The organism is Ruegeria sp. CDSC085 (assembly GCF_059610465.1).
Window position 1 is genome coordinate 37,530 of sequence record NZ_JBXWNR010000023.1, and the last position, 12,150, is coordinate 49,679.

Genomic DNA, 12,150 nt, shown 5'->3' on the forward strand with positions numbered 1-12,150 from the left:
GACGACGCCAAAAAGTAGCGTCGCCCGATAGTCGCGGCTGTCGCTTTATTCTACCAGTTCCAGATCACCAGGACGCCAGGTCTTGTCGAACCAAGGCTCGAGCGGTCCGTAGAGGCGCATCATCACGTTGAAGCTTTGCCCGGGCATGGTTTGCGCCCAGTTGTTCTCCCAACCTTCTGGGGCTTCCGGGCCAAAATAGATGCTGGTACTCCCATCCTCATTCGGCTTTATCCCCGGTCGATTAGAGTCGATACCACCGGATTGCTGGTCAGTTTCAAGGATCGACCGTGTCTGTCCGCTATACAACATAAACGACGCAAAGTTTTTCGCGGGAACGGGTGCCGGGAGCGTTACCTTGTAGGTTTTTGAGCCATCCAGGTACTGTCCGTTGTTGTCTCGCGCCGTCATCGCATAGACAGACCCCGTACCGACCGGTGGCGAGGTCATCGCAGGCGTTATGCCCGTCGCCATATAGAAAAAGTATGAACGGTCATCGAGTATGCGTGCACCGTCCTCAAGAAACAGATAGCTCTGACGTTGAAACGGTGAGTTCCATTGCCGGTCTTCATAAAAGAAAACTCCCGGATCGCGCGAGGCATACGTAATCGCTCGCGCCGTGGCATTTGCTATCGCTGCTGCCTCCTTGAAAATGGCCTGCATACGGGCATCGGGTTCGAAGGGCTCGCCCTTCCTGATCCCTATGGAAGCAAACGTTCCTACAATTTCCGGACTGAACGCACCAATTGGATTGTTTTCGAGCGCGACGTGGATCTCTTCAAAAAAGTCTTCGTTGTTCGCGTGAACAGTGTTGTGTTGAACACCGGAGATATTCAGGAAAGTTTCCGCTGGAGGATTGTCCGCTTCACTAAGCGGATAGATATTCAGACCCGCCTTGATCTCGGCAACAGGGCCAGCCGTATCTCCGTCTGCGTCTGGCGAGCGTCTCAGCAACAACCAGTGCTCATATGTCTTTGTGCGTAGTTCGAAGTAGCCCTCGGGCACCGGCGTTTCATCGTCGTTGTGCAAAAGTAGATACTTGCCACCTTCTCCCTTATCCGCGCCGAGCGCCCCGATATCCGTCACATAGTCAAACGCGGCGTCATCAAGCAACCCAAGCAGGCCTGCCGGAACCTCAATCACCATCGGGCCATCCGAGATATCGACATTCGAACCAATGTAGATTGTGGTTGTATTGGGCGTCAGCCAGATGGACCGCGCATCCAGCAGGTCTTCTGCAATCACGACGTCATTAGGATTGACGCCCAAGTCTTCGTATCCCTGAAACATAGCCCGAAGCGAAGCGATCTTCATGCCGTCCAGGAAAGCCGTCGTTGCTCTGATCAGATCAAGGTTGTCGAAGACTTTCGCCACCGTCTCAGGTGATGGCATGCCATCGAAGAATTCCAGATCACCAAGCGTCTGGGTCTCGACCTTGTCTGGTGTAAGAACATTCTCAGGCACGTCGGCTTTGAATTCTTGGGCTGAAGAATGCGATGCGAGTACCAGGGCAGTCAGCACAGCTAACGACTTTGTTTTCATTGTTCGCTCCATTGGGAATTTCTGTTTTTTTTGATCAGTTTACTTTTTCTAGATCGCCCAGCATCCAGCCACTCTCCAGCCATCCGTCTTGCGGCCCATATAGACGGAACAAAAGGAAGTACGGCTCTGTGGTTGGTATCCAGTTGCTTTCCATCCCTTCCGGTGCCTCTGGTCCAAAAAAGATGTCGTAAGAACCGTCTTCATTGGCTTGCATCGCATCAGTGTCGCGCTCGGACAGGCCCACTGGATCAACGTTCCGGATGAAGCTCTTGGTCTCCATCGAATAAACAATCACGGACCAGAAATCGTCAGCAGGTGTGTCTGCTGGCACGTTAAGTCTGTAAGTCTGATTGTGGTCGTACATTTCGCCGTCGCTGTCGCGAAGGCCCGTCAGATAAAAGGTACCGCCACCGAGTTGTTTCGGCAGGTACGTGATCCAGAAGTAGCTGCCGCCCGCACGCACATCCACAAGGACTTCGGTCTCAGTCTCATACGGGAAACCTGCCTCGGGTTGACCTTCGGCAAAGTCCCATATCAGCCACTGGCTTTTCATCTCGCCGCTATCGTCGACCCAGAGCGGAATCATGGCTTTGCCGGGCGTTACAAAGTAGTTCTGCATTGAGGCATACGCCAACAACAAACCCTCATTCATTGCTTGCATCTGAATTTCCGATGGCTCGAAAGGTTTTCCCTTTTCGACCCCGAGATCCTTCAGGAAATTTACCATGACCTTGTCTTGTGGTCTGACGGGGTTGTTTTGAACGTAATCGTTCAAATCCTGAAAGAAGGTCTCGTTGTAGTAAGGAAGCGAGTCGTACGGCACTTCTGACGCTTCCAGATAGTTGTTGGGTGGTGGATTGTCAGCCTCAGACAGGTAGTACACTTTGATCGTCTGAGCGTAGTCGGCCGCATCGGTGTCCGTTCCGCCATTCTTCAGTTTTGGCCGGAACGAAAACCCATATTCGTAGGTATCTGTTTCAAAGGGAAGGTATCCTGCTTCAGTTAATTCCTCCAGGGACATATCCCATTCGTAGCCTGGAGGTAGCATGAGGTACTTGCCGCCGGCACCTTCATCGAAACCATCGGGACCAACGTCCACGATAGGAACATCCCAAGCATTCACGATTGTACCGAAGTAGTTCACCTTGTCGGTAGCTGCGGGCACTTCAATGACGAGGGGACCGGGTTCGGAGGTCATTGAAGCCCAAGCATAGGCCGTAACATCGTTAGCCGTAAGAAACCCATGTTTGGAATCGAACGGCTTGTTGAGATAAATGATGTCGTTGTAGTCGCCACCGAGGTCGCGGCGAATGCCCTTCAGAAAATCGATCATACCAGCGGCGGGCATTCCCCAGATGGCCGTCTGAGTGGCACGCTGCACCATGATCTTGTACTCGATGTCCTCGACCTCGGCTGATCGTGCAAGGATGTCGCCCGTGTCGTTGAAGGACTGGGAGAAAACTGGTGAAGCAGAAATACCTGCGCCGAGCACCATTCCCCAAAAATGCATCGAAAAACCGCCGTGTAATGGCCGAAGTATTTTCATATTGCAATGCTCCCTGCTGTTTAGGGAAAGCTTGCACATCCGTTCAGCCGATGCGTATCATTTCACGACACGCGGGCGAACAAGCGGGTTGACGGATTGAACCTACCACCGATGATTTCGGCCAAGGCCTTGGGCGCGATGCCCCAGTTTGTGCTTGAGGCCGCAGGGGAAAGGCGCCTGTTGCGTGCTTTTGACTCGGCCGATCTTCCTGTTCACTTCATTGAGGAAAGAGGCGGTTACATCTCGGAGCATGCCTTGGCGACCTTTGTGCACGAAGCCGCACGATCCGCGGGACAACAAAACATCGGATTGTTGTGGTCACCGTATCTCACTGTCGCTGATTACGGCGCCTGGGGGAGCTACGTTCTTTCTGCTCCAACGCTGGGGGCAGCGCTAATACGAGCTTCTGCCGTCATGCCATTTCATTCGTCCGCGGATCGCGCGTGGCTTGAAACTTCGGGTACTAGCGCGCGTTACTGTTATCGTTTTGGACTTCGCTCGCATTTCGCGTATCCGGACATCGGTTTCTCGGCCGTTGGGGTTTTTCTGAGCATATTCCGCGCGTATTTAGGAAACGACTGGAAGCCATCGGCCGTGCTCTTGGACTTCCCGAAGGTTCCTGGATTTGTCGAGGCAGAAGACACCTACGCTTGTCCTGTAATCTGGAACGCCACCCGGCTTGGGGTTGAGTTTGATGCATCGACTTTGCGAGCCGAAGCCACGCCCAAAAAACTTAGCGGCGGCTCGACAACTGTCGGAGATATTTCTCGTGAACGATTGGGCGGCCCCCCCCGAACACTTCGAGGACAAGTCGAAGAGGTGGTTTGGCAACAACTTCATCGGGAGGAAATGTCGATTGATGCCACCGCGCGTTCGCTCGATCTTGGCGTTCGCACACTACAACGGAAGTTAGCAAGCGAAGGGGTTCGTTTTCGCGAAATCGTCAACGATGTTAGGGTAGCAAGGGCCGAGGAACTCCTAACGGATACGCGCGAGACAGTCTCCAGTATCTCCTCCATGCTAGGATATGAAACCGCAAACAATTTCAGCCGCGCATTTAGGAAGTTGACGGGACTGGCGCCCTCTGACTATCGCAAGATGAACTCCGACCATAGTTGACTTGTGGGTCGCGAGACCAGTCTTCGAATGCCTGCTAAGTCCGCACTGCCGCCGTTGACCAGGTCGGGACAGCTCATATGCCCAACAAAAACTGTCAGATGACCACTGTGAGCCCAAAGCTGCCGAAAACTGACCCGGTCCTAAGATGCTTTGTCAACCACGGGCGCGCATCTCCAAAGCGTCTTTTGTTGTTAGAATGTTTCCCGCGTAACCCCATGAGCCGCTGCTCACTTCTAGCAACCGGACAGACGTTCCATTTTGTATTGTTTGCCCGGCGACTTCTCCAAAGGCCTTGGTGACATTTTGTATTATCCTGCCTTTTTCTTCTGCCGAAAACACGCCTTCAAGCACCTGAATTTCAATTGAGGGCATCGCACACTCCATTTCACAAGACTTACCAAAATGCTGATCTATACTCGGCCGATTGTTCCACAAGATGACATGCAATGCCCATTCTAGTAAGAAACCAACGCAGTTCGAGAGGAGCATCCACATGTCAGCAATGGTTTCATTTCGCTCGGTCGTTGATCCAACGGATTGCGATTTTCTTGGACATATGAATGTTTCGAGGTACTTCGCCGCATGTTCCGACGGTGTACTAGCCATTCAATCTGAAATGGGGTTAACCGCAAACGATATGCGAACGGGACGCCGGGTTTCATTCGCTGTAGTCAACGCACAAAGCGATTTCCGCGCAGAGCTTACCGCTGGCGACTCGATACGGCTGGAGACGGAAGTTTTAGCGATTGGCTCTAAATCCATGACCTTTAGACATCGGCTTTTTCGAGCTGACGGCAACAAAATGGCGTTTGAAACCGAATTCAAGTGCGTACTGCTAAGCCTCGAAACCCGCCAAGCTACAGAGATACCCGACGATGTTCGCGAACGTGCAACCAAATGGTTGGAGAACCCAACCTGAATGACCAGAAAGTCCCGACACTGACAGGGTTGGGTGAACGTGCGCACCTCGTGAGTGACGAAACCGATCTGGCCATGCATATCGAGGATGTCCTGGGAGTGATCACGTGCGAAGAACTCTCCGACATTGTTTTGTGCGGTCATAGCTATGGCGGCATGGTTGTCACCGGAGTTGCGGATAGAGCGCCCGACCACATTCGCTCACTTGTGTACCTCGATGCGCTCGTGCCGGACGATGGGCAGGCGGCCTTGGACGTTTTGCCTGCGGATATCGCGGCAGGGCTTCGTGATAGCGACGTCGATGGCAAAGTCGCGCCGGGCCCAGCGGAGGCTTTTTCGGTGAATGGAGCAGACTGTGCGTGGGTGGACCGCCGAAATGTCGCCCAACCAATCAAGACATTTGAGCAACCGATTCAACTGGTGAGCGGCGGAGCCAAGGTGTTAAAGCGGACCTACATCTATGCCACCGGCTGGGTCCCAGGGCTTGGCCAACCGTTTTTTGAGCGATACCAGCATCAGTCGGGGTGGACAGCAATTTCGGTGCCATTCGGGCACTACGTGATGATCGATAGGCCTGAAGACTTGGTCCGAATTCTAATGTCCGCAATTTGAACGTGGCCGTCGATTCTTGCACGAGTGGGCAGACAGCGAAATCGCCCGTATAAGAATGGTTATTGCTTCCTTCCCGATTGTCCTACTTCAACCACCGCTTCGGGGAAGATGTTGCACATCAATACGTCAACCAGGAGGTCTCGCACCATTAAATTTTTAGCGGCTTGTTGATTTGAGCTAAGTGGATTCCACGTACCGTCATACAGCTCAGTCGAGATTGACTGGCTACAACAGATGTGCGGATTTTAGTGCCTCCATAACGTATTGCCGAACCGCAGCGACCTGCGGAGCGGCCAAGCGTTCAAGGCGGCAAAGTAAATTCAGGGGAACTGGTTCGGTAGACCATTCAGGAAGAAGGCGCACGAGGTTGCCAGCGCGTTCATCCTGTTGCGCCAGCAATGTGGGCAGCATGGCAACTGCATGCCCCGTTAAAACTGCTGTAATTGCGAGCTCCATCGTATTGACTCGCAAGCCGACGGGCGGCGCAACGGCCTCACTTTGACCTGCTTCGTTCTTGAATAGCCATTTGCCTGATTCTTGTGTGCGCAAAACGCATGACACCGAGAGTAAATCAGCAGGCTGGTTGACGGTTCTCATCCGCTCCAATAGCAGCGGGCTCGCGTAAGGTGCCCGCTGCGCTGGCGGTAAGGCTGCCGAGATGAACCGTCCTTTATCGGCGGGGCCGGTCCTGAATGCCAGATCGATGTCTTCTGTCGCAAAATCCGACCTGGAATCGTCTGCATGAAGCTCAAGTTCGACATTTGGATAGCGGGATTGAAGCCCAGTCAGGAGCGGGACAAATACGGTGCCAAGCAGGCTATTGGGGCCCGAGACCGACACTCGACCAGCAATCTTCCCGCCTCTGGCGAAGCCAAGCTCTGCCTCTGCCTCAAGCGCTGCGTCAACAGGCACCGTGCAGATCTCGAATATTCTGCGCCCGGCTGAGGTCGGGGTCACCGCCCGACCTGACCGGTCCAGCAATACCAGCCCCAATTCAGCTTCGAACAGCGCAAGCTTCTGACTGATCGATGATTTCGTGGTGTTCAGCTCTGCCGCTGCTGCACTCATCGAGCCAGCACGAACAGTAGCCACCAGGGCCTTGGCGCAGGAATAGAATCTATCGTTCATAATTACGAACAGTAGTTAACAAAGGGATCATTTTCCAGAACGAATGGAGTCCCTAAATTCTGTCCCAGCGAACAGGCCAGGATATGAGAAATGCAGACAGATACGGTCTACCACCCCGCCGCGACACGAGAGTTCAAGGACTTCGGCTTCATGCAAGCGTATATGTCGTTTAAGCCGCATCTGGAAGCAGGGCGGCGCAGGTTCGGCCCGCTGATCACAATCGATGACGGCACGCTGTCCCCCGGCGCCAAGGGATTTGGCCTGCATCCGCATCAGGATGTCGAGGTGGTTACCTTCATGGTAGACGGAGAGGTGTCACATATCGATCCGGTGGTGCCCGTTCACAACGGCACTGTAAAAGCGAAGGGCCTTCAGGTGATCTCCGCTGGCACCGGTATCCTCCACAACGAAGTGAACAACTCGCGGACAATGCCGATGCGAGCTCTGCAAATCTGGTTCGAGCCGCAATTCGAAGGGTTGGCGCCGGCTTATTCCAGCAAAGAGCTGGAAACCGCGGACCACACCAATCGGTTCCAGCTGGTGCTGTCGCCCGACGGTGCCGAAGGCTCCCTTGTTGTACAGCAGGAAGTGCGTCTCAGTTACGGCAAAATGGACCGCCACGGCGTGCTGAGTTTCAATCCGCACAGCCCTGATCGCAGCCTCTACATCTTTATGATCGAAGGCGAGGCAACTGTTACTGGCTTCCCCCTTGGCAAAGGAGATGGGCTGGGACTGCTCCGCTCCGGAAACCTGGAGATTACGGTCTCAGCCGAAGCCGAACTCCTGATCTTCGATCTGCCCGCTTCCGAAATCTCTTAACCAGAAAAGGACATCAACATGACCTCCCCGAAAACGACCCCCGACAACGCAGCCATCGTTCTGATCGACCATCAGGTCGGCACAATGAATTGGGCAAAATCCGTTGACCGCGATCTGATCGAAGCTAACACCCGCGCCCTCGCGCGGACGGCGACCGAGCTTGGCATGCCGCTGGTGTTGACCTCCAGCATGGAAGACAACATGCAGGGGCCGCTGATGCCCACACTGGAAGAGATCGCGCCAGATGCCTTCGCCGCGCGTATCAAACGCCCCGGCGTAGTGAACTGCTGGTATGACAGCGCCTTTGCAGATGCCTGCCGCAACACCGGACGCAAGCATTTCATCATGGCAGGCATCACCACCGACGTGTGCCTTGCCCCGCCCGCAATCAGCGCCGCCGACGAAGGCTTTGCTGTGACCGCTGTGGTCGATGCCTCCGGTTCCCCGACTGCGCTGACGGATGAGATGGCGTTCCGGAAGATGGAGCGCGGCGGTGTCGACCTCACCACAACCAGCGCGCTGCTGGCAGAGCTTGCGGTCAATTGGGCTAGCGAGACCGGCCAGAAAATCATGCAGATCCTTGGTGAGGAAATCCTGAGCCGCGGATAAACTCTCCGATCCGTCACAAACGATACGGGAGCTGCCGCCCTATCACAGGGCGGCAGCTATTCGCGTTCGAATGCCGTTCAGAATGAAGTAGCAAATGACCTTTTCTTTGCGCAGGAAACTGCAAAGTCTAGTTGCGAAGGTCCGGATTGGGCTGCCACCAGTCTATCAAACTGACTGTAGAAAATGGTAAATCTGAGCCCGGTACTACTGCTTCGGCGATTTCGCGAGAACGGCAGATACTGTGTGCGTCTTGCGGCTTCTAGTGATCGCGATTGCACCCAGAACTAACGCACATGCCAAGGCTTGAGGTAAAGTAATGGTTTCGCCAAAGGCTAGAAATCCAACAGCAAACATCGTGGGTAACTCTATGCTTCCGACCACCGCAGTTTGAGAAGCCCCAATTACGGGTGAGCAAATCGTATAGATAAGTTGGGGCACGAACGCGGTGACAAATCCAATACCAACAATGAGAAGCCAATCGGATTGTTCCCCCGGGAGCAGCTCTCCAACTTGAGCGCCAAGGATGAGCGGCGCAAGGCCCAGTACAGACCCCAGAGAAACTGACGCGATGCGTGCCAATGGCGCAATCCGTGACAACCTGTGTACGAGGACGCAGATTCCGAAGCCAAACCCAAATGGAGCAGCAAGGGATAGCAGCAGAGTTGGTAGGTGCTCCGCATGCACTGATGCGGGCGAGCCAGCAATGACGGCTGCCACCACAATCAGACCAGAGGCCAACAATGCGCGCCTCGTTGGTGCATCAGCGAACACGGCCCAAGCAATGATCAGAGTGAATACTGGATAGGTCATGTAAAGCACACCCACTGTCGATGCGGGCAACTTCTCCAGCGCCGTAACATACCCGATCCATCCAAGCCCCATTACGGCTCCAGCTGAAAGGCCCCAAGTGATCACTCGCCATTCTTTTCGGTGCAAAATGAGAACAGGAAGCAGAAGAATCGCCGCAACAATGTAGCGGTAGAATGCGACTGCATAGGGTGCGACGCCCTGTTCGGTCAGGCTGCGGCTGAAATAGGGAACCAGTCCGAAACAGATTGAAGCAAAAAGAACACCAAAAACTGCAAGTGCGTAAGGTATGGGCGTTCGATTTCGCGCAGATGTCGTTGCCATAATCTGGAGTTATCACGCATTTTCTATTTCGTCTTTAGAGATTCGAAGAACGACAGCTTTGTCCGCATCTAAGAGAATGCAAAGCCTAGTTGAGAATGCCCGCTTCGGGCTGCGAGCAGTCACTTATGTGTAAGGCCGTGAAAGGCGACACCGAGCCCTAAGCGATCAATAGGATTGCCAATCTTAAACACCGTCCATCAGGAGTAGTTTGAGAACCGAGACAGGCCGAACATTTTGCGGTGCTCGACAGGGGTCAGTCCTGTCTTTCGCTTGAACAACCTCCTAAACGACGGCGTATCGGTATAACCGACTGCTTCTCCAACCTCCGCGACGGAGCAGTCGGTAGTTTCAAGCAACTGACGGGCCTCTTCTATTCGCAGCACCAAAACGTAATCTTGCGGTGACTTACTCGTGGCTTTGCGAAAGCGTCGTGCAAACGTAGTTGGCGGCAACCCGGAACGTTTAGCCATTTCTGCGACTGGGTTATCGATGGCGTAATTGTCGGAAATCCATAGCTGAGCCTGTGAGATTATGGCGTCAACATGTGGTGCCGTAGTGATCATTGAACTGAATGGTGACTGAAGTTCTCCGCGGTTGGCCATAAGCCAGACTTTTGCTGCCCGCACCGCCCTTTGCGTGCCGCCGTAATGCGCGATCAGGAACGTAGCGAGTTCCTGCCACCCGGTTGTCCCACCTGACGTTACGGGGCCGCGAGACGCATCAGCAAAGCAAAGACCACGGTCGATGCGAAGCCGCACATTCGGATAAAACCTCCGAAAAAGGCCTTCCCAAGCCCAATGTGTGGTTGCTTCAACCCCATCCAAAATACCTATTTCCGCCAGATAGACCGCCCCTGTACAGGCTGACACGATACGCGTCTTGGCCAAGTCGCGCTTAGCAAGCCACGCTAAACAAGGATGTTGTTCGGGGTCGAGCCGGTCGTGCGGTGAAAGTGTCAGTCCAGGTACGACAATAATATCAGCGTCGTCTGCGTTCTCAAATGTCTGGTCTGGCGCGATCCACACGCCACTTCCGCAACGAAATCCTTCGATGTCCGGGCCAACGAGGCTGACGTCAAACACCGGCGCAGGCTTCTCGCCGCTCACCAGATGTTCCCAGTCCCGCCCCGCGGCCACCAAAGTGTCGTACAGGCCAAACACGCTGGAGGCGCTGGTTTCTGGGGTGGCAACGATCTGAACCGAATATGGCATCGGTAAAATTCCCAAAGTGGTGAATTTGCCCCCTTATTAGCCGTTCCGCCACTCACGCAAAACGAAAAATGTCGTGCAGTCTTCAAAGGCACGAAGTTCGCTGGAGGTGTTAGCGATGATGAACGCAGTTTGGAGATTATTTTTTGACCGTGAAAAGCCGATCTTTTTGAGGAGACTAGCGCTCGGAAAACTTAGCCGAACAGATGACCAAGGAAGAGGAACCGACAACTGCAAAGTGACGGAAGAGATGTGGAAATCGGTGATCTATATTGGACCAGGCTGTTCACTGGTGAGAGACCGTTAGTTTGAGCAATTTCGATGTCAACTTCGGGTTGTCAGAGAGCTACCACTTTTCTCCGAAGGGTCGAATGTCGAGCTCGAATGTCCAAGCCGACTTGTCTTGTCGGGCCAACATCAGAGCCGTCTCCGCAATCCGCTCTGGCTTGATAAAGAAGTCGTCGGGTTCATCTGGAGCAAAGTTCGTCCGTGTGTCCTCGGTGTCGATCACACCGTCGATAACGAGATACGCCACATGTATGCCCCGCGGGCCGAGCTGCTTGGCCAGTGCATTTGCCAGCGTACGTTGGGCAGACTTTGAAGGAGCAAATACCGTCGTCCAAACGTTCCCACGAAGTGCAGCGGTCGCGCCCGAAACGATGATCACACCGGAACCACGTTCGGACATCTGAGGTCCTAGAAGCTTTGCGGTGGCAAAAAGACCAAGAGCCCCTACGCGCCAGCTCTGCTCGAACTCGATCTCCGAAACGTCTTCAAGCGTTCCAAACTGTGCGAGGTCTGCGTTGTAAATAACGACATCAATTTCCCCTAGGTCGCTCTGGACTGCGGTAAGCGCTTTTTTCAAGCTATCCGGGTCTCCGGCGTCGCATCTGTAGAATCGAACTGACGTATCAGTTGAACCCTCGTCACCGATTGTGGCGCCCGAACGGCTCAGCAGTGCGAGAGAGTAACCGGCATGCTTGAAAATCTCAGCGTATGCGGCGCCCAATCCAGGGCCAAAACCGATGATGACGCAAACCTTGCCATCCATGACCTCTTCTCCTTACAGCTTTCGTCTCTCTGCAATCGTAGCACAAAACTCTTTTGGTTCGTTTGATGAGGGACAGCAAAGTTCGCAAAGCCAGAATTGCAAAGGCTTGTTTTGAATGTCGGGTTTGGGCTGAGATCGGTCCTCAGAAACGATTGAGCCAACGGCAAATTTGTCCGCTTCTTGCCTATTCAAACGTGGTGCAGCGAAAGCCCGGAATGTCCAACGATAAGAGTCCGTCCCAATCGGAACAGACCCCACATTACTCCAACCCGGTGGTCTCGCTGTTCACGGCAACACATTCACCAGCGCGAACAATAATCTATAATGTCTTCCGTGGTTAAAGGCTGTGACCATCATCTTCATGGACGTGGGTGGCCTGTTCGCGGGTATGGGCAATCTCTTGCACCACGGCGGCAATCTTGCTGGATGAAACTTGATGCAGCTCACCGACAACGGCCTCGGCGCGCTCG

General features: G+C 54.0%; 12 protein-coding genes. 5 read left to right on the forward strand and 7 right to left on the reverse strand.

Translation table 11 applies throughout. The annotated features are described in order from the left end of the window. Positions 1 to 45 precede the first annotated feature (45 nt). The gene (locus AC2FJB_RS20705) at positions 46 to 1,539 is read right to left on the reverse strand and encodes a DUF1254 domain-containing protein (protein ID WP_299902273.1); all 1,494 of its coding nucleotides are present in this window, start codon (positions 1,537 to 1,539) and stop codon (positions 46 to 48) included. A gap of 34 nt (positions 1,540 to 1,573) precedes the next feature. Next, complete coding sequence (locus AC2FJB_RS20710) at positions 1,574 to 3,085, reverse strand: DUF1214 domain-containing protein (RefSeq protein ID WP_299902276.1); 1,512 nt, start codon at positions 3,083 to 3,085, stop codon at positions 1,574 to 1,576. 96 nt (positions 3,086 to 3,181) lie between these two features. Between AC2FJB_RS20710 and AC2FJB_RS20715 the strand changes: the two genes are divergently transcribed. Then, positions 3,182 to 4,204 carry a helix-turn-helix domain-containing protein gene (locus AC2FJB_RS20715; protein ID WP_481667875.1) on the forward strand — a complete coding sequence of 341 codons (1,023 nt, stop codon included), beginning with the start codon at positions 3,182 to 3,184 and terminating at the stop codon, positions 4,202 to 4,204. Between the two features lie 153 nt (positions 4,205 to 4,357). Here the strand turns inward: AC2FJB_RS20715 and AC2FJB_RS20720 are convergent, their stop codons facing one another. Continuing rightward, complete coding sequence (locus AC2FJB_RS20720) at positions 4,358 to 4,576, reverse strand: tautomerase family protein (RefSeq protein ID WP_299902282.1); 219 nt, start codon at positions 4,574 to 4,576, stop codon at positions 4,358 to 4,360. A 121-nt stretch (positions 4,577 to 4,697) separates the two neighbouring features. Between AC2FJB_RS20720 and AC2FJB_RS20725 the strand changes: the two genes are divergently transcribed. Both AC2FJB_RS20725 and AC2FJB_RS20730 read left to right on the forward strand, forming a co-directional pair. Continuing rightward, complete coding sequence (locus AC2FJB_RS20725; RefSeq protein ID WP_299902285.1) at positions 4,698 to 5,123, forward strand: acyl-CoA thioesterase; 426 nt, start codon at positions 4,698 to 4,700, stop codon at positions 5,121 to 5,123. Next, positions 5,102 to 5,734, forward strand: coding sequence for an alpha/beta fold hydrolase (locus AC2FJB_RS20730; RefSeq protein WP_481669234.1), 633 nt, complete (start codon positions 5,102 to 5,104; stop codon positions 5,732 to 5,734). The genes AC2FJB_RS20725 and AC2FJB_RS20730 overlap by 22 nt, the downstream gene beginning before the upstream one ends. Before the next feature lie 225 nt (positions 5,735 to 5,959). Here AC2FJB_RS20730 and AC2FJB_RS20735 read toward each other — a convergent pair whose 3' ends face one another. After that, entirely contained in the window at positions 5,960 to 6,862 is a 903-nt protein-coding gene (locus AC2FJB_RS20735) for a LysR family transcriptional regulator (RefSeq protein WP_481669235.1), read from the reverse strand. A 90-nt stretch (positions 6,863 to 6,952) separates the two neighbouring features. On the opposite strand from AC2FJB_RS20735, the gene AC2FJB_RS20740 reads away from it, so the two are divergent. Beyond that, complete coding sequence (locus AC2FJB_RS20740; RefSeq protein WP_481669236.1) at positions 6,953 to 7,681, forward strand: pirin family protein; 729 nt, start codon at positions 6,953 to 6,955, stop codon at positions 7,679 to 7,681. An 18-nt stretch (positions 7,682 to 7,699) separates the two neighbouring features. Beyond that, the gene (locus tag AC2FJB_RS20745) at positions 7,700 to 8,290 is read left to right on the forward strand and encodes an isochorismatase family protein (protein WP_481669237.1); all 591 of its coding nucleotides are present in this window, start codon (positions 7,700 to 7,702) and stop codon (positions 8,288 to 8,290) included. 204 nt (positions 8,291 to 8,494) lie between these two features. On the opposite strand, the gene AC2FJB_RS20750 is transcribed toward AC2FJB_RS20745, so the two are convergent. From AC2FJB_RS20750 to AC2FJB_RS20760, 3 genes are all read right to left on the reverse strand, one after another. Then, positions 8,495 to 9,421 (reverse strand): DMT family transporter, encoded by a 927-nt coding sequence (locus AC2FJB_RS20750; RefSeq protein ID WP_496720892.1) that lies wholly within the window; start codon positions 9,419 to 9,421, stop codon positions 8,495 to 8,497. A 197-nt stretch (positions 9,422 to 9,618) separates the two neighbouring features. Continuing rightward, complete coding sequence (locus tag AC2FJB_RS20755; protein WP_496720894.1) at positions 9,619 to 10,632, reverse strand: GlxA family transcriptional regulator; 1,014 nt, start codon at positions 10,630 to 10,632, stop codon at positions 9,619 to 9,621. Positions 10,633 to 10,975: 343 nt separating this feature from the next. After that, positions 10,976 to 11,680 (reverse strand): SDR family NAD(P)-dependent oxidoreductase, encoded by a 705-nt coding sequence (locus tag AC2FJB_RS20760; protein WP_282121521.1) that lies wholly within the window; start codon positions 11,678 to 11,680, stop codon positions 10,976 to 10,978. Between the last annotated feature and the right edge of the window lie 470 nt (positions 11,681 to 12,150).